The sequence below is a fragment of the Nocardia heshunensis genome (assembly GCF_054782115.1).
Window position 1 is genome coordinate 215,083 of record NZ_BAAGTC010000007.1, and the last position, 24,109, is coordinate 239,191.

Genomic DNA, 24,109 nt, shown 5'->3' on the forward strand with positions numbered 1-24,109 from the left:
TCGGGATTCGCCTGCTCGACCCTGCGGTGAATCGGCTCTTCGATTGCAGGGAAAAATCATGAGAATTGCCAAGATCGCCGCTACCGCTTTACTTTCCGTCGCCGCACTGTGTGTCGCCTCGGTGACCGCACACGGCGAACCCGCCGTCGCGCAACCGGGAATCACCGGGGTGGATCGGGGTGTCGACTACTCCGTCTCGCTGGCTCCCGACCGCTCGGCGGTCACCACCACGCTCACGGCGGGGCATTTCGAGCTCACCGGGGCCGCGGTGAACATCATCGCGCCCTCCGGTGAGGTCATCGCCTCGCTACCGCTCACCTATCAAGCCGCCGACCGCACCCTCACCGTCGTGCCGGAGGTGAACGCGGCCGCCACGCAACTGACCGTGCGGCCGTCGGATCCGGCCGATATCGCTGCACCCAACGGTGATGTCGCGGCGTTGCAGAATGTGGCCAATGCCGGGTCGATCGTGGCCGGCGCGCTCATCGGCTGCATCGTCGGCATCGTGATCGGGATCTGGTTCTTCCTCGTCGGCGCAATCGTCGGCTGTGGTGTCGGCGGTCTGCTGGGCGCCATTATCGCCGGGGATCAGCCCTAGACCCGCGCAAGGGCACGCCCGCCGCCGGACCGGTCCCCGTCGGTTCGGCGGCCGGGTCGTGTCCGAAAACTGTTATGCGGGAGCGATTTCGATGCCGATGGTGCCGCTGTCGCCGCGCCGCAGCTTACTGCCGAGGAGAACCAGCCAGCCCTGAATTCCGTAGCGGCGCTTGATCAGATTGCGCACCCGCTCGCTGCCGGAAGCGTCGAGGATCAGCGCCGATCCCTTCAGGACCTCGCCACGAGTGTTGCCTCGGACGTCGCACGGTTGCACCGTGACCTCGGGATTGCGCCGGATGCGCTTGACCTTCCAACTGTCGGTGACCGTCCAGACGTAGAGTTTGCCACCGTCGAGGACCGCCCACACCGGCGTCCCGACCGGCGTCCCGTCCTTCTTGAAGGTGGTCAGCTGTACATAGTTCGCCTTGCCCAATGGCTCGAACGTGTTGTCCACGTGCGCAGCCTATCCGCTCTGGGGACGCGACGTGGATCACGCGCCGAGCCATAGGCGCGTGACCCCTCCCGATCGCTAGCTTGGATTTCGAACCCGACCGGCGAGGAGGAAGCTATGGCGGCAGTTTCGATTCCGGTGCTCTGGGGTGGCGATCTACCCGAGACGCTCGACTTCTATCGGACCCTCGGCTACAAGGTCACCTACGAGATGACCCGGCCCTATACCTACGGAGTCGTCGAACGGGACGGATTCGAGCTGCATTTCGGGCCGACTCCGAAGGGGCTGTCCGGGGAGGAGGCTCATGTCGGCTGCCTGGTTCTGCTCGACGAGGTCGAGGGCCTGCACGCCGAGTTCAAGACCGCGCTACGCGCCCGCTACGGCCGGGTACCGGACAAGGGCGCGCCGCGCATCACCCGCTTCCGGCCCGGTCAAACCCGATTCACGGTTGTCGACCCGGTCGGAAACAGCGTCATCTATATCCAGCGGGACGAATCGGACGTGGAATACGGCGGCTCGAAGCAACTCGAGGGCCTGGCCCGCGTGCTCGACAATGCCCGCATCCTCAGCGAGATGAAGAACGACGACAAAGCCGCCATCCGGGTGCTCGAGACCGGTCTGCGACGGTTCGGGGCGAGCGCGCCTGGCGAAGACAAGGAGCGCGCACTGGCGATGCTGGCCGAAATATCGTCCACCGCAACAGAGTCCGGGGAATAATCTCTGTAATTCTCTCTGGCCCAGGCCAATTCGATCGTATGGCGGCTATTGGTCGAGTGTGCCGGGATGTCCGTGAGCGTCGGGCCGGGCACACTCGAGGCGGATGACTCATGTGCCCGGGTCATCGGGCGTTCGACAGTGGTCTCACGTTTCGCCGGGCGGTCCGGCGAAGCACTCGAGAAACAGGAGTCACTGTTATGACCGAACCACGGTGGGACATCAGCGCTGACGACCTCGACGATCTGGTCACGCAGGTGCGAGAGGCTGGGCAGGACAGCGCTGAGGTCGAAGCGGCCCGGAGTGCATTGAGCGGAGCGGTTAATACGCTCGCGCCCTCGGGGATCGAGGGCTATAAACGGAAGCTGATCGTTCTTGCGCTGCGTTACGGGGGCAAGGCTTTGGCGTGGCTGCTCAGGCACTTCTCCAAGGAAGCCGCCGAGTATGTTCTGCGTCATTCCAAGCAACTGGCCGACTTCCTCGACCGGGCCGAGAACTGGGTGCAGGACAAGATCATTCATTTCCTGGTGGGGTGCGGGGTCCCGCACCAGTACGCGGTAGAGATCGCCCGCATTCTCATGGCACTCGCGGGCTGATCGATTGACGATCCGGGGGCGGGCGCAACCCGCCCCCGGTCGGGTTCGTGCTTCGTCAGCGTTCGACATCGATTGGGGAGGCGAGTATGCGTACGTGCACGATGCGAGCAATCATCGGGATCACTGGACTGTGGATCGCAGTGATAGCCGCCGGAACGGGCCCGTGGTCGACAGTGTTGGCCAGAGCCGATTCAGATTTTCACTGGTATGGCCACTACTACGGTGAAGGTAAGTGCGAGCAACGCAAGCGAGAACTGTTGGGCGATGGCGAGGTCCACGACGCCTATTGCAGCCCGGAATCTGTCGCCCTCGACAGCGGGCCCGGTCTTAGCGCCGGATCAGGTTCCATGACCGACGGATACTGGGTGCTCTGGGTGAAATGAACGGATCGTCCGATCTCACCGCGGTCCGGTCGCATGACCGGACCGTCGGAATCGCCGGTGCTGTAGTAGCTGTAGTGGCGGGCATGTTGATCGCGTGGCTGGTGATCCTGCTCGTCGCGAACCAATCGTGGCTGGCCGCACACTATTCGCCGCCTCGCACGATCGCCGAGGTGACTCGGGTGCTGGTGGGCGTGCCCGTCTGTGCGGTGGGAGCGCTGCTGCTCGCCGACCGCTACGCCCACCGGTTGGGCGCGGTAGTAATGGCCGCGGGAGGTTTGTGGCTGATCCCGTCGGCCTTGACCGACATGTTCTCCCTCGTCGGAGGCGGGCGGATCGCGGCGGGCGCGGCGGTCGTGCTCCATGCCTTCGGGGCCGCCGCCCGTCCGCTGACGGTGTTGCTGTGCCCGTTCGTGCTCTCCGGCGATGTGCCCCGATGGTGGCGGCGTGGCGTGATTATGGCCGCCGTCTGCTGTTATCTGGTGTACGCGGTGGTGTGGGCGATCGGCACGCCGGGCGCGGACCCGTACCCCAGCCCCTGGGCCGAATCTGGCGCCGGTGAGTGGGTCCGCGCGGCGATGGACGAACACTGGGGGACGGTCCTGACCTGGTTGCGGCGCGGGGTGACCGTCGCGGTCACCGCCGGGTTGTGCATGGCCGTGGCCACCGCAGCGACGCGACGACAGTGGGTAGGTCGCAGCCTGCTCATCGTTGTGTATCTGCTGCTGGTCCTGCTACTGCTGTCGGAGGTATGGACCGGCGACACTGCGGTGCTCACTGCTCGGGTAAGCGGTGCGGTGGCGTGGGCCGCGGTGCTGTGCATCGCCGTGATACGTGGGCAACTGTGGCGGGTTGACCGCGCCACCGGTCACCGGCTCGCGGCAGCGTTCGTGGCGACCGTGACGGGTGCGATACTGCTGACGGCCGCTGCGCAACCCTGGGCTCCGATGCCCGAAACCGTTGCCGCCTCACATGTTTCGCTGGGCTGCGCACTGGTGGTCGGTTGGCTGGCCCGACCCGTCACCGAGCGAGCGACCGGTGGGGTGGAGCGGTTGTTCTACGGCCCGCGGGCTCGCCCTCGCGAGGCCGTCCAAGCGCTGACGGCACGACTGCGACAGGCACCCAGCCCCGAGGATGTGCCCGAGCAGATCTGCCGCAGTGCGGTAGAAGATCTCGGACTCTCGGGCGCGGCCGTCACCATCGACACTGCCACCGGCTCGCACGAGCTCGCCACCGCCGGATCCCCGATCATCGGGCCGGCACAACACTTTCCGCTGCACTACCACGGGCGCACGATCGGCAGGCTCACCGTCGCACGCGACCCCGCCAGTACCCCGATGGACCGCGACACCGATGTGCTGACCCTGCTCGCCGACCAAGCGGCACCGGCCCTGGCGGCGCTCGGGCTGGCCGAACAAGCCCGCGTCGCACGCGAACGCCTCGTTCTCGCCCGAGAGGAGGAACGTCGTCATCTGCGCCGCGAAATCCACGACGGGCTCGGCCCGTTGCTCGCCGCGGTGCAACTGCGGATCGGAACCGCGCAGGCCGACTCGCCACGGTCGGCCGTGGCCGAGCGGCACTTGGGCACTGCGGCAAACCAATTGAGTGATGCCCTGGCCGAGGTACGCCGGATTACCACCGGCCTCGCCCCGGCCGCGTTGATCGATCGCACCCTGCCCTGCGCGGTGGCCGATCTCGCCGACCGGCTCGGCACCGCGGCAACGGCCATCTCAGTGCACGTATCACCGGCGGAGTTTCCCGAGCTCCCGGCGGGCGTCGAAGTCGCTGCCTACCGCATCGTCTCGGAAGCCGTCACCAACGCGGTCCGGCATGCCGACGCCCGCCACATCGAAATCAGTCTCGATGTCGCGACCACGGTTCTGACCATCAGTATCAGCGATGACGGACAAGGGCTTCCGGACCATCCGAGGCATGGCAGCGGACTCGCCTCCCTGGTCGACCGTGCCGAGGAGATCGGCGGCGGCTGCACCATCGGGAATACTCCGCAGGGAATGAGCGTGCACGCCACCCTGCCCATCACGATCTGAAGCCCGGGAAAGGAATTCGGAGATGAGTGCACAGGCCGCTCGGCGTGTCTTACTGGTCGATGATCATCCGCTCTTCCGCGACGGGCTCGCCGATGCCATCGGCACCGATGCGTCGTTCATCGTGGTCGCCCACGCCGCGACCGTGAAAGAGGCCCTCGCACAGGCACAACGCGTGCAACCCGACGTGGTGGTCATGGATCTCGGGCTTCCCGACGGGTCCGGAATCGAGGCCACCCGCGCGCTGCTGACCATCTACCCGCAACTTCGGATCCTCGTCATGACCATGTCCGACGACGGCGACAACCTGCTGGCAACATTGCGCGCCGGTGCACACGGATACATCCTCAAAGGTGCGCAGCGCGAGGAAACACTGCGTGCACTACATACGGTCGCCGAAGGCGGCGCGATCTTCAGCGCCGAGATGGCCGAGCAGATCAAGAACCTGTTCACCCGGTCTGGAGCGCTGCCGGCGCGGGCTGCGTTTCCCACTCTCACCCAACGCGAACGAGAAATCCTCGAGCTGATCGCGCAAGGTCTCACCTACCGCCACATCGCCCAACGACTCTGCGTCACAGAAAAAACCGTTCGCAACCACACCGGCTCCATCTTCGCCAAACTCCAGGTACACGACCGCGCCGAAGCCATCCTCCGAGCACGCGAAGCAGGACTCGGCGACCCCGACGGCGGTCGAGCAGGCCTGAGTACAGACTGCGCTCGCTGAAAGCGATTCCACCGCAGTCGATTCCGGTGCCGGGGCGCGGAGGTCGATCACATGCCCAGCTCGGTGCGGAGCTTGATGATGACCGCGGCTTGGTCGGTGACGATCGCCGTCAGATCGGTGTTCTCGTCGACCAGTCGCGCGAATTCCTGTAGTGACCGTTGGTTATAGGGCGATGCTATCCAGGTCCCGCGGGGTGCGCCCGGGATTCAGCGGGGTCAGAGCTGGTTCGCGCCGACCATGCGCAGGGCGAGGACGGCGTAGTCCGCGCCGATCTGGTCGGGGGAGCGGCGGTAGTCCGGCTGATACCAGCGGGAGGTGTCCACGCACAGCGACATCAGGGCGAGGGTGGTGGCGTGGGAGTCGGTGACATCGAAGACGCCGTCGGCGACGCCCTGGGCGACCAGGTCGCGGACCAGACGGTGGATGGCGATCTGGAGTTCGATGACCTCGTTGCGGTGCTCGGGGGTGAGGTCGGTGAGGTGATGCAGCACCACCTTCACCGAGGCCGCGTGCTCGGCGTGCCACACCGTGAGGTCGCGCACCACGGCGGTCAGGTGCTCGGCGGCACTGCCGGAACCGGCGGCCGCGGCGGTGGCCACCTGATGGGTCAGGCGCATCGACGACAGTGAGATGCGGTACAGCACTTCCTCTTTGGAGCCGAAGTGCACATACAGCCCGGCGGGGCTCAGGCCCGCGCGGGCCGCGATATCGCGGGTGGTGGTGGCGTGGAAGCCGCGCTCGGAGAAGGCGTCGATGGCGGCGAGGAAGATCCGGCGCTGGCCTTCGGGGAAGCGGCGCTGGGACAGCTCGAGATGCGCCACCGCGGCGGTGTCGCGGCTGCCGCTTTCGGCGTTCGGCGCTACGTCGTCGTTACCCATCGAATGAGTATCTCCCAGTGAGTATTTCATCCGGCCACCGGCTGATCTTTTCCCGGCCACCGGCCGCACACCTGCCTGCCACCGGCCGGGCGCGAGGGACGCCCGGCCGGCGCGGGAAGCGCCGGATCCGCAGTTGGCGCGGTGGATCCGGCGCGGGTCCGGGTCAGTTGGCGGGCTTGGCCGGGGGCAGCGGCGCGTTGATCGTGGAGTAGTACTGGATCGCCGCGCCGATCGCAACCGGAATGGTCACCAGCAGCGCGCCACCGACGGTGCCCAGCGCGGACATGGCCGCGGCGCCCGCGAGGCAGCCGACCGCGGCCGCGGGCAGGAACGAGAAGATGCCGCCGATGATGCCGGTGGCCAGGGTCGCGCCGCCGCCGGCGATGATGCCGCCCGCCAGGCAGCCGATGGCCGCGCCGCCGACCGCGCCGGTCGCGGTGCCCAGCGCGCCGCCGGTGAGGATGGTGCTGGTCAGCCGCTGCCAGGCCAGCGCCTCGCGCTGGGCGCCGTCGTCAAGGGCGACGGGTTGGGCCACCGGCTGGTAGACCGCGTGCGCGACATCGAACTGCGGGGTCAGGGTGGCGGTGTGGTCGGCGATGTCCGCGGCGATCGGGAAGACGAAATCGTCCACGCGGAAGGACAACTGGGTGCCGGCCAGCAGGCTGCCGTCCGCGCCCTCGATCTTGAAGACGCCATTGTCGACGCGCATCGAGCCCGCGTCGGTGCGGATCACGGCCTTGCCGTCCTCGGTCGCCCCGGCGGTGAAGTGCACGGGCGCCGCGTCGGTGGCGGGGGCGGCGTGGGCGGTGCCGCAGCCGAGCACGGCGGAGCCGATCAGCAGGGCGGAGGTGGCGGCGATCTTCCTCATCAGCGTTCCTTCACGAGCAGGCACCTGGCCGGACCAGGTGGACAGCAGAGCCGAGCCGGAATTCCGTCGGGGATGGACGTGGCTCCGGTCACAGGTAAACTAAGCGGGCGCTTAGTTCGCGGCGAGACGTTAGCTGGATCACAGCGGTGTGGTCAAGCCCACATTGCTAAGCGCCCGCTCACCGAAGGAATCGATGACGAGAGAACAGCGCACAGAGCGCTCGAGAGCCGGAACCGTGGCAGTCGCCGGGGTCCGGGAGAACGCGGCGGCGGGATCCGCCGATCAGGAGGCCCGGGTCAGGACCAGCGGCTCGGCGTCGGTGATGGCGACGGTGTGCTCGGAATGGGCGGTGCGCGAGCCGTCGGCCGCGCGCAAGGTCCATCCGTCGGGGTCGGTCACGATGCGGTCGGTGCCGCGGGCGAACCAGGGTTCGATGGCGATGGTCAGGCCCGGCCGCAGTCGGAAACCGCGCCCGGCTCGGCCTTGATTGGGGATGTGCGGGTCCTCGTGCATGGTGCGGCCCAGGCCGTGACCGCCGAACTCGGTGTTGATCGGGTACCCGCCCGTGTGCGCGACCGCGGCGATGGCGGCCGAGAGATCGCCGATCGTGTTGCCGGGCAGGGCTACAGCGATGGCCGCCGCGAGAGCATCCTCGGTGGCGCGGACCAGGCGCGCGTCCTCGGGATCGGGGGTGCCGACGATGACGGTGACCGCCGAGTCGGCGACCCAGCCGTCGATGCTCACGGCCAGATCCATGGTCAGGACATCGCCGTCGCGCAGTGCGTAGTCGAACGGGAGTCCGTGCAGCACAGCGTCGTTCACCGACAGGCAGACGGTGTTGCGGAACGGTCCGCGTCCGAAGGAGGGGGAGTAGTCCCAGTAGCAGGAGACCGCGCCGCGCTCGCGGATGCGTTCGCGCACGATCGCTTCCAACTCCAGCAGATTCACTCCGATCTGGGCCTTCTCGCGCAGTTCGCTCAGCACCTCGGCGACGAAGCGGCCGGTCACCGCCATGCGCTGGACTTCCGCCGGGCTCTTGAGCTCGACCATGTCAAACCTCCGTAGATTGGTATTTTTATACCGACCATAGCGGGTTGCGGTATTTAAATACCAGTCGTAGGGTGGCGGTCATGGTTCGACTGCCCCTCACGCCCGCCCAGCTCGAGGCGGGCCGCCGCCTGGGTGCGGCGTTGCGTGCCGCTCGCGCGCAGCGGGATCTGCTGGAAGTGGCTGCCGCAGCGGGCATTTCGCCCGAAACGCTGCGCAAGATCGAATCCGGTCGGTTGCCGACTCCGGCCTTCGGGACCGTGGTGGCGCTCAGCCGCGCTCTCGACATCCCCCTCGACGAGCTCGCCGACATCTGGCAGCCCGGCGCCACCGAGCACCGCTCGGCCTCCTGACCCGCCGAACGCTCGGCGTCGTGATGGCGTCAGTCCATCGTGAGCTCGATCGGCACCGCGATCACATCCACCATCGCGCCGTTGCGCAATACCGTCACCGGCAGCGAACGGCCGATGGCCTCGGCGAACAGCTGCCGCTGAATGCCCTGCGCGTCGCGGATCTCGGTGTCGGAGATGCTGAGCACCAGATCGCCGCGCCGTAGTCCGGCACGTTCGGCCGGACCGCCGCGCACTACCTCGACGATGCGCAGTCCTGCGTCCTGTCCGGTGCGAGCGGCCACCGCGGTCGGCAGCGGCGCGGGCACGCCGACCACGCCCAGGTAGGCGCGCCGCACCCGGCCCTCGTTGAGCAGGGTGCTGATGATGCGCCGGGTGGTGACATTGATCGGAATCGCCAGGCCCAGCCCGATTCCGGCGACCGCGGTATTGATCCCGACCACCCGTCCGGCCGAATCCGCGAGCGCCCCACCGGAATTGCCGGGGTTGAGGGCGGCGTCGGTCTGGATCACGTCCTCGATGACGCGGGAGGTGCGGCGATTGCCCACCGGCACCGAGCGGCCCAGCGCGCTGACCACGCCGGCGGTCACCGATCCGGCCAGTCCCAGGGGAGAGCCGATGGCGACCACCAGCTGGCCGACCACCAGGCGGTCGGCATCGCCGAGTTCGACCGTCGGTGGCGCGGTGCCGCGGGCCCGCAGCACGGCCAGATCCGAGAGCGGATCCACGCCCACCACATCGAATTTCGATTCCAGTCCGTCGGCGAACACCACGGTCCCGCTCGTGGATTCGCCCACCACGTGCGCGTTGGTGAGCAGGAAACCGTCGTTGGTGAAGACCACGGCCGAGCCGCCGCCGCGGCGGGTCTGCACGCTGGCCACGTGCGGGGTCACCGATTTCGCGACCGCGATCACGGTGCGCGAGTAGGAGTCCAGCGCGGCGGCGTCCGGCGTGCCGAAGCCGGGCTGCGCGACCGGCTCGGCGGAGTTAGCGTTCTCGTCTCTCGACGAGAGGGCAGCTTCGTCGTCCATGACGACCACCATCCCGATTACATGATTACGTTGCTAGGACTCCAGGATGCGCGCGCATGGACCGCGCGACAACCGGTTCGCCGACAGCGCAACCAGGTTCGGTCCGGGCGGGTTCAGCGCAGCCGGTACTTGAGGTGGGTGACGCGGGAGCCCGCGACGATCTCCGGGTCCTCGAGCAACACCGGTGCGTTGGCGAGCTCACCCAGCAGCGGCACGCCGCCGCCGAGCAGCACCGGCACCAGATCGACCCAGATCTCGTCCAGCAGGCCCTCATCCAGGCATTGACGGGCGATATCGCCGCCGCTGACGCCGACCATCTTCTCGCCCGCGATCCCGCGCGCGACATCGACGGCCTCCTTCACACCACCGGTGACGAAGGTGAACGGGGCATCGGGGTGCTCGGCGATCCACTGCTCGGGCACGGTGTGGGTGACCACCACGATCGGCTTGTCGGCCGGGTGGATGCCACCCCAGCCGTTGGTGAGCGTGAACAGTCGCTTGCCGACGATGTAGACGCCGACGCTGTCGAGCCAGGCGCTCAGGTAGGCCGCGTCGTCGGGGGTCAGGTTGAACGGGATTTCGGGATGGGTGCTGGGGATGGGGACATCGCCGCCCTGATACCAGGCGAACAGGTGCTCGAATCCGGTTTCGCCGGGGCCTGCGATGAATCCGTCGAGGGACATGTTCGCGCCGGTGACTACCTTGCTCATGGCCGTAACTCCTTCAGGTGTGGGGTGGAGCGGCCGTATTCGCCGTCTCTGCTGTGTAGTCGGAGTCGATATCGGCAAATCTTCGTAGATGTCCGATCGATTTTTCGGGAAACCATGGCGCGGAAGGCTTTCACGCCCGAAACCCGCGAGCGCGGGGATGATGGAGGCGCGGGGCCGATCGAACTGAGAGCGCGGCGATGGTCGATATCGAGGTCAGAGACCTGGTGCGGAGGCAGCGGCGCGACGCGGCCGCGGTGCTGGCGCACGGGATGCGCGACAACCCGATCAATGTGGCCGCCTTCGGCGGTGACGAGGCGCATCGGGAGCGGGTGCTGCACCGGTTCTTCCGCGCGGCGGTCTACGGCGTGTCCGGGCGCGGCACCGTCGCGGGGGCACTGCGCGAGGGCCGGGTCGTGGGAGTCTGCGGGATGGCTCCGCCCGGTCGCTGTCAGTCGGTGCCGGGGGAGAAGGCGCGGATTCTGCCCACGGTGGTACTGGGTACCACGGTCGGAACCACCGGGCGGGTGATTCGCTGGAGCACCGAGTGGGCGCAGCGCGATCCGGCCGAACCGCACTGGCATCTGGGGCCGGTGGCGGTGGATCCCGCGCTGCAGGGGCTCGGGATCGGCACCCTGATGCTGCGGGATTTCTGTGCGCGCGTGGACGATCGGGGCGCGGCGGCCTACCTCGAGACCGACAAGCCCGAGAACGTGAAGTTCTACCGGGGCTTCGGCTTCGAGGTCGTCGACGAGGCCGACGTGCTCGGCATACCGAACTGGTTCATGCGGCGAGCGCGCGCCGACTGATCCGCGCGCGCTCGCCGGGAATCTAGGTGGCCTGGCTGACCGAGGACATATGGAAGTCGGGAATCCGCAACGGCGGCATGGCGGTTCGGGTGAACCAGTCCTTCCATTCGCGCGGCAGCGTGATCTCGGTGCGGCCCGCCTCGCTGACGCGGCGCAGCAGATCCAGGGGGCTCTCGTTGAAGCGGAAGTTGTTGACCGCCCCGGTGACTTCGCCGTTCTCGACCAGGTAGACGCCGTCCCGGGTGAGACCCGTGAGCAGCAGGGTGGCCGGGTCGACCTCGCGGATGTACCAGAGACAGGTCAGCAGCAGGCCGCGTTCGGTGGCCGCGATCATGTCCGTGAGGCTCGCATCGGTGCCGCCGGTCATGAGCAGGTTCTCGCCGGGAATCGTGGCGGGAGCATCGAATTCGGCGGCCGTGGCCCGCGGATAGACCAGTGAATCGATGACGCCCTCGCGAACCCAGTCGGTGCGCTGCGCGGTCAGGCCGTTGTCGAACACCGACAGCGATTCCGAGGACGACGGCGTCGCGACGAACGGCCGGTACTCGAGCCCGGCGGCGCTGGGATCGGAGTAGAGGGTCAGCGGAATCCCGGTGAGCCGCTCGCCGATTCGCGTGCCGCCCGCGCGGGAGAAGGCGGTGTGGCCCTCGTGGGCGCCGCGGCCCTCTATCGTCCAGGCCATGTAGATCATCAGGTCGGCGACCGCGGAGGGCGGGAGCAGCGTTTCGTAGCGGCCCGCGGGCAGCTCGACGCGACGCTTGCTCCAATCCAGGCGACGCGAGAGTTCCGCGAGCAACCCGGCGGTGTCGACATCGGCGAAATCGGTGGTGCCGGTACCGACCCAGGCACTGGCCAGCTCGCTGCCGGTGCCGCGCTTGCCGTTGATCTCGACCGAGCCGGTCGGCTGCAGCCAGCGCCGCCGCAATCCGGTGGAGGTGCCCAGCCAGGTGGAGTGCATCTGGTGGTGGGCGAAACCGTAGAGGCGGTCGCTGCCGTCGAATCCGGTGGCCAGATCGGCTGCCAGCGTGGTGAACACACCGATATCGGTGGTCGCCGGTTCGCCCTCCCAGTCGAGGAGCTTGTCGAGGGTGTCGGCGTCCACGGCGTCGGGATCCAGCAGCGGCATGGCATCGCGCGCGGGTTCGGCGTCGCGGGCGGCCAGCTCGCTCGCGCGCACCACGGCCTCGATATCGGCCGGGTCGACGCTGGTCGAGCTGACGCTGCCGACGCGCGCGGCATGGGGTCCGTCGCGGAAGATCGAGATCACCACCCAGTCCCGCGCGACCGAGGAACCGTTGGTGGTCATGGAATTTCCGGCCCAGCGCAGCGAGGCCTCGTGCGCGTCGGTGACGATCACCATGGCCTCGTCGGCGCGCGAGGACCGCAGCGCGCGTTCGACGACGTCGGGGGCGGGGAGCACACTCACTGTGCTTGCTCCTTACTCACGGTCGGTCCTTTCCTACTGCCCGGCCTCGGCGCGGGTATTGAGAATGTTGATGCCGCGCACCAGCACCGACGGGCAGCCGTGCGAGACCGCCGCCACCTGACCGGGTTGCGCCTTGCCGCAGTTGAACGCGCCACCCAGCACCCAGGTCGAGGGACCGCCGACGGCTTCCATGGATCCCCAGAAGTCGGTGGTGGTGGCCTGATAGGCGACGTCACGCAGCTGCCCGGCCAGTTCGCCGTTGCGGATGCGGAAGAAACGCTGGCCGGTGAACTGGAAGTTGTAGCGCTGCATGTCGATCGACCACGACTTGTCGCCGACGATGTAGATGCCGTTCTCCACGCGGGAGATGAGTTCGGCGGTGGAGGTGTCGCGTTCGGGGTCGGGTTGCAGCGACACGTTGGCCATGCGCTGGATCGGCACGTGATGCGCGGAGTCGGCGTAGGAACAGCCGTTGGAGCGTTCCAGGCCCAGCCGCGGCGCGAAGACCCGGTCGAGTTGATAGCCCACAAGGACGCCGTCGCGCACCAGATCCCATTGCTGCCCGGCCACGCCCTCGTCGTCCCAGCCGACGCTGGCCAGACCGTGCTCCTGGGTCCGGTCACCGGTCACGTGCATGATCGGGGTGCCATACTTCAGGGTGCCGAGCAGATCGGGAGTGGCGAAAGAGGTACCCGCGTACGCGGATTCGTAGCCGATCGCCCGGTCGTACTCGGTGGCGTGACCGATCGACTCGTGAATGGTCAGCCACAGATTGCTGGGGTCGATGACCAGATCGGTGGGCCCGGCCGCCACGGTCGGGGCCTTCACCTTCTCGGCCAGCCATTCCGGCATCCGCGCGAGTTCGCCTGCCCAGTCCCAGGTTCCGTCCGCGCCGGTCACGTACTCCCAACCGCGCCCGGCCGGGGCGGCGAGGGTGCGCATGGTCTCGAACACGCCCGCCGACGGATCGACGGTGATGGCCTCGATCTCCGGATGCAGCCGCACCCGCTGCTGGGTGATGCGCGAGCCGAAGCTGTCGGCGTAGAAGGTCTGCTCCTTGACCTGCAGCACCGACGCCGTCACGTGATCGACGCCGTCGGCGGCCTTCAGGCGTTCCGAATAGTCCAGCAGCAGCGCCACTTTCTCCGGCGTCGGCACCGTGAACGGGTCGATGTCGTGGGCGGAGACGTACTCCGCGCCGTCGTAGCGCGGCTCCGGGGCCAGTTCCACGCGTTCGCGATTGAGCGCACGCAGCGTCTGCGCGACGGTCACCGCGCGCCGCGCCACCTCGGCGGCCGAGGCGGTGGTGAGGTCGGCATGCGAGGCGAAACCCCAGGTGCCGTCAACGATCACACGCACCGCGAACCCGAGATCGGTGCTGTCGGACACCGATTCGACGCGGCCGTCACGCAATCGGATGGACTGCTGCACAAGTCGGTGCACGCGCAGATCCGCGTACTCGGCCCCGGCCGCGCGGGCCGCGCTCAGCGCGGCGTCGGCGAGCGCGGACAGCGGCAGCGCGCGGAACTGTTCGTCCACAACCTTGGTAGCGATGCTCACAAGATCCAACCTAGAGGCCGACACGCCGGGCGTTCAACAAACCACGCAGCCGGAACGAAATTCATCCCACGCAAAACTGCATACGCTGCAACGATGCGTGAAGTGCGAAGGAGCACACCGTGAAACGGCACGCACAACGGCTGCACATGCCACGTATTGCTGACCGGATGCCGTACTGTCTGCCCGCGTGCCGCCATCCGCACTGCGAGATCGTAAACGGGAACGCACCCGCCGAGCCCTGCTCGAAGCCGCCGTCGAACAGTTCGAGAGCCGAGGATACGAGGCGACCACCGTCGCCGATATCGCGGCCGCCGCCGAAGTCGGCACCCGAACGTTCTTCAACTACTTCGCCAGCAAAGAAGAACTACTGTTCCCCGAGCCGGACGAGAGAGTGCAGGCCGCCGTGCGCGCCATCGCCACCCGCCGCCCCGGGGAACGCCCGGTCGAGGTGCTGCTGCGCGCCCTGCGCGCGGCCGGTGACAATCCCGGCGATCATCTCGGCGACACCCTCGCCGCGCGGATCGCGGTACTGCGCGCACAGGTTTCGCGCACCGTGCCCGCCGTGTCCGGTCGCGCCGCCTACGCGCAGCTCGCCTCCCAGCAGGAGATCGCCCGGCAGTTGCGTGGCGCGTTCCCGGAGGAACTCGACGATGTCGGCGCGGCCGCGCTGGTCGGCGCGGTCGTCGGGGCCGTGTCGGGCGCGCTCACCGTGTTGTTCCAGCGGCCCGGCCTCGAGGACGGGGAAGCGCTGCAACGCAAGATCCAGGAGACCACCTCGAAGGTGCTGGCGCCGTGGCTGTCCCAGCCCGCCCCCGCGCCGCGCGAACTCCCCGGTGAGCAGGCCGCGTTGTTGTCGGACGGTCCACTACATCCGGGACCGGAGACCTACCAGGCGGACCCGGAAGCCTTCCGGCCCATCGCGACCATCCACCGCCTCACCCCGGAGTCCTTGCAGCGCTCCACCTTCGACAGTGGTGGTCCCCGCTCCCTCCCCGGCGGCCACCGCCAACCCGACGACGCCCGCGTCTGATCAGCTGAACTGTTGCCAGCCGAGGCGGATGACCATGACGGTGACGACGATCAACAGGACGGCGCGGACGAAACCCGCGCCCTTGGCCAGCGCCATGCGTGAACCGGCCACGGAGCCCGCCACATTCGCCACCGCCATCGACAGGCCGAGTGCCCACAGCACGTGACCGGTGCTGGCCAGGTAGATCAGCGAGCCGAGGTTGGAGCCGCAGTTGATCACCTTCGCCATCGCGGCGGCGCGCACGAACTCGGTGCCGAGCAGGGTGGCGAATGTGATGATCAGGAACGTGCCGGTGCCCGGACCGAGAATGCCGTCGTAGAGGCCGATCAACCCCGCGGCCAAGGCCACCACCAGGATCGTCTTGCGCCGGGTCGGGGGATGGGTGGCCATGGTGACGCCCACCGAGGGGCGCATGGTCACGAAGATCGCGACCCCGACCAGCACCACCATCACTATCGGCACGAAGTACTTCTTGTCGATCAGCGCGACCGCCGCCGAGCCGCAGGCCGCCGCGATCGCGGCGATCACCGCGCCCGGTAGCAGCACCTTCCACCGCATCGGCACCTTGCGCGCGAAGGTGATCACTGCGGCGCTGGTCCCGGAGAACGCCGCGATCTTGTTGGTGCCCAACGCGGTCTGCGGGGCCAGCCCGGGCAGCACCACGAACAGGGTCGGCAGCACGATCAACCCGCCGCCCCCGACCACCGCATCGACCCAACCGGCCGCCGTCGCCGCGGTCAGCAGGACCGCCCAGTCCGCAAGGCTCACAGACAGACCCAATCAGAGGTGACGGCACAAGATCAAACCGTCGGGTTGCCGGATGGGCTCGAGCGAGTCGGCCTCGGCGGAGCGGGACCGCAGGTCGCGGTGGGCGGACCGTAGGGTGGTCTGGTGCGCCGGTTCAGTTTGTGGTTGCGGGGCAAGCCGCTCATCACCGATACGATTCTGGCCCTGCTGCTGCTGGGCATCGACGTGCTGGCCGTGAGCAACAGCACCTACAAGGCCACCTACCTGGTGTTGAGTGTCGTGTTGGTGGTGCCGATCGTGTTCCGGCGCACGCACACCCGGGCCGCGGCCATCGGCATGGTGCTGTTGTCGGTCACCGCTTCGATGGTGCACGGAGCCGTGGGAGACAAGTCGGTGCATCCGGCGCTGTTGGGGCTGGGCATCATGCTCTACACCCTCGTTGCGTATGTCGGCCGCCGACAAGGACTCATCTACCTGGGCATTCTCGTGCTCGACAGCCTCATCTCAGCGATGGCGATCGGTAATCCGTCGGGCACCGACATTGCGTTTACCGCGCTCTATTACGCGCTGTGCTGGACGTTGGCCGAATTCGTGGGCGCGCGCCACGCCTACGACGCGGAAGTCGCCGCCCGCCTGGCAGTCGCCGACTACGACCGGGAACGCCGCGCGCACGACGCGGTCGCCGCCGAACGCACCCGCATCGCCCGCGAACTGCACGACGTGGTCGCCCATGCGGTGAGCGTCATCATCGTGCAGGCCGACGGGGCTCGCTTCGCGCTGCGCCGCGATCCCGACACCGCCGAGCAGGCACTGTCCACCATCGCCGGGACCGGCCGCGACGCGCTGCGCGAGCTACGCCGCACGGTCGAGCTGCTGCGCACCGAGCATGCGCCCGAACAACTTCCGCAGCACGGCACCGCGGGCATCGCCAAGATGGTCGACATGATGCGCAGTGCCGGGTTGGACATATCCCTGGAACTGAGCGGCGAACTCGACACCGTCACCCCGGAGGTCAGTCTCGGCATCCACCGCATCGTGCAGGAATCGCTCACCAACACCCTGCGCCATGCCGGTGCCGCCCCGCACGCCGCGGTCAGTGTCACCCGCCGCGACACCGACGTGCTGCTCGACATCACCGACTCCGGCGGCGTGCCGGTGACGGCGGCCGCCCCGAGCAGCCCCACCGGCCACTGCGGCCACGGGTCCGGCAGCCACCGCATCGTCACCGCCGACGGCATCGGGGGCACCGGCAACGGCGGCAACGGAAACGGCGGCGGGTCAACCAAACCGGCGCTCACCGTCGCCACCCCGGCCCGGGTACCGCCCGCCTCCGAGCGCATCCCCGGTAGCGGCCTGGGTTTGGTCGGCATGCGCGAACGCATCGCCGTGCTGGGCGGCACCTTGACGGCGGGCCGAAACCCGCACGGCGGCTGGACCGTCCGCGCCACCATCCCGCTGGACCGCGACCTCCCCGACGAGTAAGAGGGCGGTCGCCTACTCCGGCCAGTCGGAGTTCTTGATGACCTCGACGAAGTCGCCGCGCTCGAATCCGGGCACGAAGTGGGCCAGGACATCGGCTTTTACATTGCCGAAGGTGGTGGCGGAGCGGGCTCGGATGCCTTCGGTGAAGGCGGCGAGGATGCCGTTCTTGAAGTCCGGGCGGGGGTGCGCGGTCACCACGGCCGCGCGCTGCTCGTCGGAGAGCGCGTCGTAACCGATTCCCAGCACATCGAACTCGACACCGCGGGTCACCAGCGCGATCTCGGGAGCCAAGTGCAAGGGGATCTCCGGCGTGGTGTGCAGCGCGATGGCGGTCCACACCAGGTCAGCCGGCTCGCCCGTGATGCCGTGGGCCAGCAGGAAGCGCCGCGCCTCATCCGCGCCGTCGATCTCGAAGCGCTGGTCGGTGCGCCCGAAGGTCTGCGTCAGGCCGAGGTCGTGGAACATGGCCGCCACGTACAGCAGTTCGGCATCGAACCGCAGCCCGGCCTCCCGTCCGCGCAGGGCGCCCCACAGGAAAACCCGCCGGGAATGGTCGAACAACAGTGGTGAGGCGGCAGCCCGCACCAGCTCGGTGGCCTCCTTGGCCAGGGTGGTGTCCGGAATGTTCACGCCCGCAATCGATTCAGTCATGGTGTTCAGCCTCGCCGGTGCGTAGTGTCGGCACCATGTCCTTTCAGACACAAGAACCACAGATTCGGACATGACCCATCGCGTGGCGTTCGTCGTCTTCGACGGCGTGACTCTGCTCGACGTCAGCGGCCCTTCGGAGGTGCTGCATCAGGCGGGCGCGCTGGGGCGCCCGTACGCGGTCACGCTGGTCTCCGCGAATGGTGGAACCGTCACCACCGCAACGGGATTGGCGCTCTCGGATACGGCCACCGCAGCCACCGCCGGGCCGATCGACACGCTCGTGATCGCTGGCGGCGACCGGCTCGCAGCGCAACCTATCGAGGATGAGCTGCTCGCGACGGCGAGAGCACTCGCCGCCCGAGCTACCCGGGTCGCCTCGGTCTGCACCGGCGCGTTCGTCCTGGCCGAACTCGGTCTGCTCGACGGTCGCCGTGCCACCACGCACTGGCGGCACGCCGACACCCTCGCCCGCCGCTATCCTCGCGTCCGCCTGGTCCCCGACTCGATCCACGTCCACGACGGCCGATTCGTCACCTCGGCGGGCATCACCGCGGGCATCGACCTCACCCTCGCCCTGGTCGAGGACGATCACGGCCCCGACGTGGCCCGAACTGTCGCCCGCGAACTCGTGTTCTTCATCCGCCGCCCCGGCGGCCAAGCCCAATTCGCCGATGCCGCCGCAAGCACCCCCGCACCCGGCAGCCTCCTGCACCCCCTGACTCTCGCGATCATCGCCGACCCCACCGCCGACCACAGCCTGCCCGCCATGGCCGCCGCCGCATCGCTCAGCACCCGCCACCTCACCCGCCTGTTCCATTCCGAACTCGGCACCACCCCGGCCCGCTGGGTCGAACGCATCCGCCTCGACACCGCCCGCCGACTCCTCCTCGACGGCCACACCGTCACCGCGGCTGCCCACCACAGCGGCCTGGGCAGCGACGAAACCCTCCGCCGCGCCTTCGCCCGCCACCTCGGCACCACCCCCACCGACTACCGCAACCGCTTCACCACCACCCGACCGCCGACGGATTCCTAGCCGCGACCAGTTAGGTTGTGGGGGTGCCGATCACCGTTCTAGTTGTCGATGACCAGGAGCTCATGCGTGCGGGGTTGCGGATGGTGCTCGGTGCCCACCCCGATATCGAAGTGGTGGGGGAGGCCGACAACGGGGCTACCGCGATTGCCCGGGCGGGGGAGTTGCGGCCGGATGTGGTGTTGATGGATGTGCGGATGCCGGTGACCGACGGGGTTACCGCGACCGCACGGATCATCGAATCCGGGTGGGGGAGCCGGGTTTTGGTGATGACGACCTTCGATCTCGATGAGCATGCGCTGGGGGCGTTGCGGGCCGGGGCAAGTGGGTTCCTGCTCAAGGACACTCCGCCGGAGGATCTGATCTCCGCGATTCGCAGCGTGGCGGCGGGGGATGCGGTGGTGTCGCCGAAGGTGACCAAGCGGCTGTTGGATCGGCTCATCGCCGAGGATCCGGCCGCAGGGCGCGACCCGGGCATCCTCGACGTGCTGACCGCGCGCGAACGCGAGGTGCTCGAGCACATCGCGGCCGGGCGTTCCAATGCCGAGATCGCGGGTGAGCTGTTCCTGTCGGAGGCGACCGTCAAGACCCATGTCGGGCGCGTGCTCACCAAACTCGGCCTGCGCGACCGGGTTCAGGCCGTGGTCCTGGCCTACGAGACCGGCCTGGTTCGCCCGGGTAGCGCCTGATCGGTGTGACCGGGGACGCATTCGGGAGAAAAATCGGGTCCTCGCGCGTTGCAGCAGTAGATCGATCGAAAGGATCGCCCGATGCCTGCCCTGCTGTTCCTCGCCTACTTCGTCGCCGAGATCGCCACGCTGGTCGTGGTCGGTCACTTCATCGGCGTGTTCCCCACCATCCTGCTGCTGCTGGCGGGTTCGGCCGTGGGTCTGGTGCTGGTCCGCTCCCAGGGCCGCCGCGTCTTCCAGGGTTTCCGCCGCGCCGCGCGCGGTGAGCTCGACCCGAGCACCGCCGTCGCCGACGGCGCGCTGGTGGCCACGGGTGCGGTCCTCATGTTCGTGCCCGGCCTGCTCACCACCGCCCTGGGCCTGCTGGCCCTGCTGCCGTTCACCCGCTTCCTGTTCCGCCCGGTCGTGGCCGCCTTCGCCGCACGTCGCCTGAGCCGCGTCGCGACCGCGGTCGGCCCGTACGGCTACCGCAATGTCGTCATCGACCCGGACGGCGAGGTCATCGACCCGGACGGCGAGGTCATCGACGCGACCGTTGTCACCGAGTACTACGACGACGGCCAGGGCCCCGGCCCCGGCTACCGGGCCATCGACCCGCGCTGATCCGCACGACCTTCACCCCGGTGCCCGGCCTCAAAGCCGTTCGCGCACCGGGGTGATCACGTTTGCCACCAGCCACGCCGCGACCTTGTCCGGATAGGGCGCGCGCAGGCTCAGCACGAGATGGCCGAAGCCGGCGCCGATCAGCTCCAGCACGGTGTCGCGGGTGCCGACGGGGTCGGCGTAGTCGACGATGTACTGCACCGACCGGGTGATCTCGGCGGGATCCCGGCCGATCTCCGCGCAGTGCGCGTCCAGCATTCGCGAACGCCCCGTGAGGAATTCGAGGTCGTTGTGCGGCGGGCCCGGAATGTTCCAGAGGTCGGCGCGTTCGGCCACGAGCCGCAGCGTGCGATCACCCCAGCCGCCGATCAGCAGCGGCGGGCGCTGCACGGGCTTGGGCTCGTTGCGGTTGCCGAGCAGCGTGTAGTAGCGGCCGTGGAAGTCGAATTCCGGCTCGCTCCACATCCTTTCGAGAATCTCGATGGTCTCGGCCAGTCGTGCCAGGCCCTCGCCGGGGGAGACGATCGGCAGCCCGTAGCCGGTGTATTCGGCCTCGGCCGGATTGGGTCCGGCGATGCCGCCGGTATCGGCGGGCTGACGCGTGCCGCCCACCCCGAGACCCATGATCAACCGCCCGCCGGAGACGGCGTCGACGGTGCTCGCGATCTTGCCCAGCACCGCGGGTTCGCGAATCCGGTTGCTGGTCACCAGCAGTCCCAGCCGCAGCCGCCGGGTGCGGGCGGCCAGCGCGGCGAGCAGCGTCCAGCCCTCCAGAATCGCCCCGTCGGCAGGCCCGTTCACAGGGAGCAGGTGATCCCAGAGCCAGGCGTCGGCGATCTCGGGCAGTTCGTCGGCCTCCTCCCAAACGCGCAGGATGTCGCCGTAGGCGACCCGTTGAGGCGTGGTCTTCACGCCGAATTCGATATCCACCATTCCATCAACTGTACTGATGATCAGTGCTGCTGACTATCAGTAGGGCGATAAGATCGGCGGCATGGCCGACTCCGACGATGTTCTGCGCTCCCGCCTCGGCTACCTGCTGAAGCGCGCCTATCACCAGTTGGCGGAGGAGATCGCAACGGCGCTGCGGCCGTTGGGAATCGACAGCCGGGAGCTGTCGGTCCTGGTTTTGCTGGACGACACCGACACCCCGCTGTCGCAACTGGATCTCGCCCAGCGCCTGGGCATCGACCGGACCACGATGACCCAGTTCACCGACCTGCTCGAGAGCAAGGGACTGATCGTGCGGCGGCGCAGCGCCGAGGATCGGCGCAAGAACATCGTCGAACTCACCGACGAAGGGCACGCGCGGCTGGCGGCGGCCGAGCGGGTGCGGTCCGAGGCCGAAGCCCGTTTCCTCGCACCCCTGGGTGCGGGCGCGGCCGGGCTGGCCGACGCGTTGCGAACCCTGACCCGGTGACCTAGAGGTCCAAGCGGGCGCGCAACGCCATGCGGACATTCTCGAGGGTGTCCGGGTCGAGCATGCCGACCTTCTCGAGGAACAGCGAGGCGCTGAAGGTGCTGAGGCGGAAGATGGCCACCGATTGATCGGTGTCCGGGATCGGAACCGTTAGCAGGGCACGGGGATTGGGGGCCTCGCGGGTGGGGATCACCATGGCCACCGCGATCAGGCCGCCGCGCACCACGTGTGGGACCGAGTCGAGGACGACGACGGTGTGGATGCGGTCGCGGACGCCGCGTAGCGTCCAGATCTCGCCCTGGATGCCGGGGATATCACTCACCGGTGGCGGCCCACGCCGCGAGCGAGGCGGCCTCGGCGGCCTCGGCGAAGGCCACGGCCTCGGGATCGGCGGTGAGTGCGGCGAGCTCCTCGGCGACCAACATGCGGCGGGCCGCCCGGTAGAGGAAGTCGGAGACGTTCGGCTGTTCCTTGATCAATTGGGTGACGCGATCGTCCGGAAGCGAGATGGAGATCTTCATCCGATGACGGTAGCACCGTGGTAGCACCGCATTCGGGGACCGCGACGTGCGGTGCAGTTGTGGGTGCGGGCGGGACGTCCGGCAGACTGGGCACCCGTGAGTACCCAGTTGCTTGTCGGCGGTCGTATCTACAGTTCGAGCAATCCTGACGCGACGGCCATGGCCGTCAGCGACGGGACCGTGGTATGGGTCGGGCTGGACACACCGGGACGGGCGCTGCATCCGGACGCGGAGATCGTGGAACTGGACGGGGCGTTCGTGGCCCCGGGATTCGTCGACCCGCATGTGCACGTGACCGCGCTGGGGTTGAAGCTGACGGGACTGGATCTGGCGCAGGCCGATTCGCTCGAGGAATGCCTGGCCGCGGTGCGCGACTTCGCGATCGCGCAGCCCGAGGGCGTCGTGCTCGGGGAAGGCTGGGACGAGACCCGCTGGGCCGACGGACGCCCGCCGACCGTGGCGGAGCTCGACGCCGCCGCGCCCGGCCGACAGGTGTATCTGGCTCGGGTGGACGCACATTCGGCCGTCGCATCCACGGCGCTGCTGGACTCGGTTCCCGGCATCACCGAAGCCACCGGATTCACCCGGGGCGAACCGCTGCGTGCGGACGCACACCATCGGGTGCGCGGCGCGGCGCTAGGGGCATTGAGCCGCGAACAGCGTGATCAGGCCCGCCGCGTGGCGCTGGACGCGGCCGCCGCCAAGGGTGTTGTAGCCGTGCACGAATGCGCGGGACCCGAGATCTCCGGAGCCGAGGACGTGCGCGAACTCCTCGATTTCGCGCACGGGGTCGAAGTGCGCGCCTACTGGGGACAGGCCGTGCGCAGCGCCGACGAAGCGCGCACGCTGGTCAAGGAACTCGGCGTGCACGCGCTCGGCGGTGACCTCTTCGTCGACGGCGCGATCGGCTCGCACACCGCCTGGCTGCGCGCGCCCTATGCCGACCGGGACACCGTCGGCACCTCCTACCTCGATACCGAAGCCATTGCCGCACACGTGCTGGCCTGCACCGAAGCCGGAATTCAGACCGGATTCCACGTGATCGGCGATGCCGCCATGGACGCGGTCGTCGCCGGCTTCGAACAGGTCGTGGACCGCCTCGGCGGCCCGGCCGTCGCCTCGCGCGGGCACCGCCTCGAACACGCCGAGATGATGACGCCCGAGCAGATCGAAAAGCTGGCCGCCTGGGGCGTGATCGCCAGCGTCCAACCGGGATTCGACGCCGCCTGGGGTGGCCCCGACGGCATGTACGCCACCCGCCTCGGCGCCGAACGCGCCGCCACCCTGAACCCCTTCGCCGCCATGGCCTCCGCGGGCATCTCCCTCGCACTGGGCTCCGACGCCCCCGTCACCGCCCTCGACCCGTGGGAAGCGTTGCGCGCCGCGGTGAATCACCGCACCCCCGGCCACCAGATCTCCCCACGCGCCGCCTTCTCCGCCGCCACCCGCGGCGCCTGGCGCGCCGGTGGCGTCCGCGACGGCGTCGCGGGCACCCTGGTCCCGGGAGCCCCTGCCTCCTATGCCATCTGGGATGCCCGCGAACTCGTGGTCGCGGCCGCCGCCGACACCGTGCAGCGCTGGTCCACCGACCCCCGCTCCCGCGTCCCCGGCCTCCCCCCGCTCACCCCGGACGCCCCCGCACCGAACTGCCTGCGCACCGTCCACCGCGGAGTCACCATCCATGAAGCCTGAGCACGACCCCGAAAAATCCTCCGGGACAGCTGTTTCCGAGCCGATCGAGCAGGATGTG

The 24,109-nt window shown here is 68.6% G+C and carries 27 protein-coding genes; 14 read left to right on the plus strand and 13 right to left on the minus strand.

The features are described 5' to 3' along the window. Nucleotides 1–58: 58 nt before the first annotated feature. Nucleotides 59–598, plus strand: coding sequence for a hypothetical protein (locus ACYVN4_RS24020; protein WP_460724243.1), 540 nt, complete (start codon nt 59–61; stop codon nt 596–598). A 72-nt stretch (nt 599–670) separates the two neighbouring features. Here the strand turns inward: ACYVN4_RS24020 and ACYVN4_RS24025 are convergent, their stop codons facing one another. Continuing rightward, entirely contained in the window at nt 671–1,051 is a 381-nt protein-coding gene (locus ACYVN4_RS24025) for a PPOX class F420-dependent oxidoreductase (protein ID WP_460724244.1), read from the minus strand. Nucleotides 1,052–1,165: 114 nt separating this feature from the next. Here ACYVN4_RS24025 and ACYVN4_RS24030 point away from each other — a divergent pair, with 114 nt between their 5' ends. From ACYVN4_RS24030 to ACYVN4_RS24045, 4 genes are all read left to right on the plus strand, one after another. Beyond that, the gene (locus ACYVN4_RS24030; protein WP_460724245.1) at nt 1,166–1,765 is read left to right on the plus strand and encodes a VOC family protein; all 600 of its coding nucleotides are present in this window, start codon (nt 1,166–1,168) and stop codon (nt 1,763–1,765) included. A gap of 197 nt (nt 1,766–1,962) precedes the next feature. After that, complete coding sequence (locus ACYVN4_RS24035) at nt 1,963–2,358, plus strand: hypothetical protein (protein ID WP_460724246.1); 396 nt, start codon at nt 1,963–1,965, stop codon at nt 2,356–2,358. A 379-nt stretch (nt 2,359–2,737) separates the two neighbouring features. Beyond that, complete coding sequence (locus ACYVN4_RS24040) at nt 2,738–4,786, plus strand: sensor histidine kinase (protein WP_460724247.1); 2,049 nt, start codon at nt 2,738–2,740, stop codon at nt 4,784–4,786. A gap of 22 nt (nt 4,787–4,808) precedes the next feature. Further along, the gene (locus ACYVN4_RS24045; RefSeq protein ID WP_460724248.1) at nt 4,809–5,507 is read left to right on the plus strand and encodes a response regulator; all 699 of its coding nucleotides are present in this window, start codon (nt 4,809–4,811) and stop codon (nt 5,505–5,507) included. 215 nt (nt 5,508–5,722) lie between these two features. Here ACYVN4_RS24045 and ACYVN4_RS24050 read toward each other — a convergent pair whose 3' ends face one another. The 3 genes from ACYVN4_RS24050 to map all read right to left on the minus strand — a co-directional run bounded on the left by ACYVN4_RS24050 (nt 5,723) and on the right by map (nt 8,303). Next, complete coding sequence (locus tag ACYVN4_RS24050; RefSeq protein WP_460724249.1) at nt 5,723–6,385, minus strand: TetR family transcriptional regulator; 663 nt, start codon at nt 6,383–6,385, stop codon at nt 5,723–5,725. Nucleotides 6,386–6,548: 163 nt separating this feature from the next. After that, entirely contained in the window at nt 6,549–7,253 is a 705-nt protein-coding gene (locus tag ACYVN4_RS24055) for a hypothetical protein (RefSeq protein ID WP_460724250.1), read from the minus strand. A 282-nt stretch (nt 7,254–7,535) separates the two neighbouring features. Continuing rightward, a complete protein-coding gene (gene map, locus ACYVN4_RS24060; protein WP_460724251.1) occupies nt 7,536–8,303 on the minus strand; it encodes a type I methionyl aminopeptidase in 768 nt (255 codons plus the stop codon). Nucleotides 8,304–8,383: 80 nt separating this feature from the next. Between map and ACYVN4_RS24065 the strand changes: the two genes are divergently transcribed. Beyond that, on the plus strand, nt 8,384–8,653 hold the full coding sequence (locus ACYVN4_RS24065; protein ID WP_460724252.1) for a helix-turn-helix domain-containing protein: 270 nt from the start codon (nt 8,384–8,386) through the stop codon (nt 8,651–8,653). A gap of 29 nt (nt 8,654–8,682) precedes the next feature. On the opposite strand, the gene ACYVN4_RS24070 is transcribed toward ACYVN4_RS24065, so the two are convergent. Together ACYVN4_RS24070 and ACYVN4_RS24075 are read right to left on the minus strand one after the other, a co-directional pair. Further along, nucleotides 8,683–9,681, minus strand: a complete 999-nt coding sequence (locus ACYVN4_RS24070; protein ID WP_460724253.1) for a S1C family serine protease — start codon at nt 9,679–9,681, stop codon at nt 8,683–8,685. Nucleotides 9,682–9,794: 113 nt separating this feature from the next. After that, entirely contained in the window at nt 9,795–10,391 is a 597-nt protein-coding gene (locus ACYVN4_RS24075; protein ID WP_460724254.1) for a dihydrofolate reductase family protein, read from the minus strand. A gap of 197 nt (nt 10,392–10,588) precedes the next feature. Here ACYVN4_RS24075 and ACYVN4_RS24080 point away from each other — a divergent pair, with 197 nt between their 5' ends. Beyond that, nucleotides 10,589–11,197 carry a GNAT family N-acetyltransferase gene (locus ACYVN4_RS24080; RefSeq protein WP_460724255.1) on the plus strand — a complete coding sequence of 203 codons (609 nt, stop codon included), beginning with the start codon at nt 10,589–10,591 and terminating at the stop codon, nt 11,195–11,197. A gap of 22 nt (nt 11,198–11,219) precedes the next feature. Here the strand turns inward: ACYVN4_RS24080 and ACYVN4_RS24085 are convergent, their stop codons facing one another. Then, entirely contained in the window at nt 11,220–12,617 is a 1,398-nt protein-coding gene (locus ACYVN4_RS24085; protein WP_460724667.1) for a metallopeptidase TldD-related protein, read from the minus strand. 39 nt (nt 12,618–12,656) lie between these two features. Next, nucleotides 12,657–14,183 carry a TldD/PmbA family protein gene (locus ACYVN4_RS24090; protein ID WP_460724256.1) on the minus strand — a complete coding sequence of 509 codons (1,527 nt, stop codon included), beginning with the start codon at nt 14,181–14,183 and terminating at the stop codon, nt 12,657–12,659. A 187-nt stretch (nt 14,184–14,370) separates the two neighbouring features. On the opposite strand from ACYVN4_RS24090, the gene ACYVN4_RS24095 reads away from it, so the two are divergent. Further along, nucleotides 14,371–15,213 (plus strand): TetR/AcrR family transcriptional regulator, encoded by an 843-nt coding sequence (locus ACYVN4_RS24095; protein WP_460724257.1) that lies wholly within the window; start codon nt 14,371–14,373, stop codon nt 15,211–15,213. Here ACYVN4_RS24095 and ACYVN4_RS24100 read toward each other — a convergent pair whose 3' ends face one another. Further along, entirely contained in the window at nt 15,214–15,981 is a 768-nt protein-coding gene (locus tag ACYVN4_RS24100) for a TSUP family transporter (protein WP_460724258.1), read from the minus strand. 123 nt (nt 15,982–16,104) lie between these two features. On the opposite strand from ACYVN4_RS24100, the gene ACYVN4_RS24105 reads away from it, so the two are divergent. Then, complete coding sequence (locus ACYVN4_RS24105; RefSeq protein WP_460724259.1) at nt 16,105–17,442, plus strand: sensor histidine kinase; 1,338 nt, start codon at nt 16,105–16,107, stop codon at nt 17,440–17,442. A 12-nt stretch (nt 17,443–17,454) separates the two neighbouring features. Here ACYVN4_RS24105 and ACYVN4_RS24110 read toward each other — a convergent pair whose 3' ends face one another. Continuing rightward, on the minus strand, nt 17,455–18,093 hold the full coding sequence (locus ACYVN4_RS24110; protein WP_460724260.1) for an HD domain-containing protein: 639 nt from the start codon (nt 18,091–18,093) through the stop codon (nt 17,455–17,457). A gap of 70 nt (nt 18,094–18,163) precedes the next feature. On the opposite strand from ACYVN4_RS24110, the gene ACYVN4_RS24115 reads away from it, so the two are divergent. From ACYVN4_RS24115 to ACYVN4_RS24125, 3 genes are all read left to right on the plus strand, one after another. Beyond that, nucleotides 18,164–19,129: a GlxA family transcriptional regulator gene (locus ACYVN4_RS24115; RefSeq protein WP_460724261.1), complete on the plus strand. Its 966-nt coding sequence runs from the start codon at nt 18,164–18,166 to the stop codon at nt 19,127–19,129. Between the two features lie 23 nt (nt 19,130–19,152). Further along, entirely contained in the window at nt 19,153–19,815 is a 663-nt protein-coding gene (locus ACYVN4_RS24120) for a response regulator (RefSeq protein WP_460724262.1), read from the plus strand. An 81-nt stretch (nt 19,816–19,896) separates the two neighbouring features. Continuing rightward, nucleotides 19,897–20,418, plus strand: a complete 522-nt coding sequence (locus ACYVN4_RS24125; protein WP_460724263.1) for an FxsA family protein — start codon at nt 19,897–19,899, stop codon at nt 20,416–20,418. 30 nt (nt 20,419–20,448) lie between these two features. Here the strand turns inward: ACYVN4_RS24125 and ACYVN4_RS24130 are convergent, their stop codons facing one another. Next, a complete protein-coding gene (locus ACYVN4_RS24130; RefSeq protein WP_460724264.1) occupies nt 20,449–21,351 on the minus strand; it encodes an LLM class flavin-dependent oxidoreductase in 903 nt (300 codons plus the stop codon). A 61-nt stretch (nt 21,352–21,412) separates the two neighbouring features. On the opposite strand from ACYVN4_RS24130, the gene ACYVN4_RS24135 reads away from it, so the two are divergent. Continuing rightward, nucleotides 21,413–21,838 (plus strand): MarR family winged helix-turn-helix transcriptional regulator, encoded by a 426-nt coding sequence (locus ACYVN4_RS24135; RefSeq protein ID WP_460724265.1) that lies wholly within the window; start codon nt 21,413–21,415, stop codon nt 21,836–21,838. A 1-nt stretch (nt 21,839) separates the two neighbouring features. On the opposite strand, the gene ACYVN4_RS24140 is transcribed toward ACYVN4_RS24135, so the two are convergent. Together ACYVN4_RS24140 and ACYVN4_RS24145 are read right to left on the minus strand one after the other, a co-directional pair. Then, entirely contained in the window at nt 21,840–22,160 is a 321-nt protein-coding gene (locus ACYVN4_RS24140; RefSeq protein ID WP_460724266.1) for a hypothetical protein, read from the minus strand. Continuing rightward, nucleotides 22,153–22,359, minus strand: coding sequence for a hypothetical protein (locus tag ACYVN4_RS24145; protein ID WP_460724267.1), 207 nt, complete (start codon nt 22,357–22,359; stop codon nt 22,153–22,155). Before ACYVN4_RS24145 ends, ACYVN4_RS24140 begins: the two co-directional genes overlap by 8 nt. 96 nt (nt 22,360–22,455) lie before the next feature. On the opposite strand from ACYVN4_RS24145, the gene ACYVN4_RS24150 reads away from it, so the two are divergent. Beyond that, nucleotides 22,456–24,051, plus strand: a complete 1,596-nt coding sequence (locus tag ACYVN4_RS24150; protein WP_460724268.1) for an amidohydrolase — start codon at nt 22,456–22,458, stop codon at nt 24,049–24,051. Nucleotides 24,052–24,109: the final 58 nt, after the last annotated feature.

What these genes read in the sequence shown, in the direction of transcription:
- ACYVN4_RS24125 (WP_460724263.1), top strand. Translation starts at nt 19,897, where the DNA reads ATGCCTGCCCTGCTGTTCCTCGCCTACTTCGTCGCCGAGATCGCCACG.
- ACYVN4_RS24135 (WP_460724265.1), top strand. Translation starts at nt 21,413, where the DNA reads ATGGCCGACTCCGACGATGTTCTGCGCTCCCGCCTCGGCTACCTGCTG.
- ACYVN4_RS24020 (WP_460724243.1), top strand. Translation starts at nt 59, where the DNA reads ATGAGAATTGCCAAGATCGCCGCTACCGCTTTACTTTCCGTCGCCGCA.
- ACYVN4_RS24065 (WP_460724252.1), top strand. Translation starts at nt 8,384, where the DNA reads ATGGTTCGACTGCCCCTCACGCCCGCCCAGCTCGAGGCGGGCCGCCGC.
- ACYVN4_RS24055 (WP_460724250.1), bottom strand. Translation starts at nt 7,253, where the DNA reads ATGAGGAAGATCGCCGCCACCTCCGCCCTGCTGATCGGCTCCGCCGTG.
- ACYVN4_RS24035 (WP_460724246.1), top strand. Translation starts at nt 1,963, where the DNA reads ATGACCGAACCACGGTGGGACATCAGCGCTGACGACCTCGACGATCTG.
- ACYVN4_RS24145 (WP_460724267.1), bottom strand. Translation starts at nt 22,359, where the DNA reads ATGAAGATCTCCATCTCGCTTCCGGACGATCGCGTCACCCAATTGATC.
- ACYVN4_RS24070 (WP_460724253.1), bottom strand. Translation starts at nt 9,681, where the DNA reads ATGGACGACGAAGCTGCCCTCTCGTCGAGAGACGAGAACGCTAACTCC.
- ACYVN4_RS24045 (WP_460724248.1), top strand. Translation starts at nt 4,809, where the DNA reads ATGAGTGCACAGGCCGCTCGGCGTGTCTTACTGGTCGATGATCATCCG.
- ACYVN4_RS24115 (WP_460724261.1), top strand. Translation starts at nt 18,164, where the DNA reads ATGACCCATCGCGTGGCGTTCGTCGTCTTCGACGGCGTGACTCTGCTC.
- ACYVN4_RS24075 (WP_460724254.1), bottom strand. Translation starts at nt 10,391, where the DNA reads ATGAGCAAGGTAGTCACCGGCGCGAACATGTCCCTCGACGGATTCATC.
- map (WP_460724251.1), bottom strand. Translation starts at nt 8,303, where the DNA reads ATGGTCGAGCTCAAGAGCCCGGCGGAAGTCCAGCGCATGGCGGTGACC.
- ACYVN4_RS24110 (WP_460724260.1), bottom strand. Translation starts at nt 18,093, where the DNA reads ATGACTGAATCGATTGCGGGCGTGAACATTCCGGACACCACCCTGGCC.
- ACYVN4_RS24080 (WP_460724255.1), top strand. Translation starts at nt 10,589, where the DNA reads ATGGTCGATATCGAGGTCAGAGACCTGGTGCGGAGGCAGCGGCGCGAC.
- ACYVN4_RS24130 (WP_460724264.1), bottom strand. Translation starts at nt 21,351, where the DNA reads ATGGTGGATATCGAATTCGGCGTGAAGACCACGCCTCAACGGGTCGCC.
- ACYVN4_RS24040 (WP_460724247.1), top strand. Translation starts at nt 2,738, where the DNA reads ATGAACGGATCGTCCGATCTCACCGCGGTCCGGTCGCATGACCGGACC.
- ACYVN4_RS24050 (WP_460724249.1), bottom strand. Translation starts at nt 6,385, where the DNA reads ATGGGTAACGACGACGTAGCGCCGAACGCCGAAAGCGGCAGCCGCGAC.
- ACYVN4_RS24030 (WP_460724245.1), top strand. Translation starts at nt 1,166, where the DNA reads ATGGCGGCAGTTTCGATTCCGGTGCTCTGGGGTGGCGATCTACCCGAG.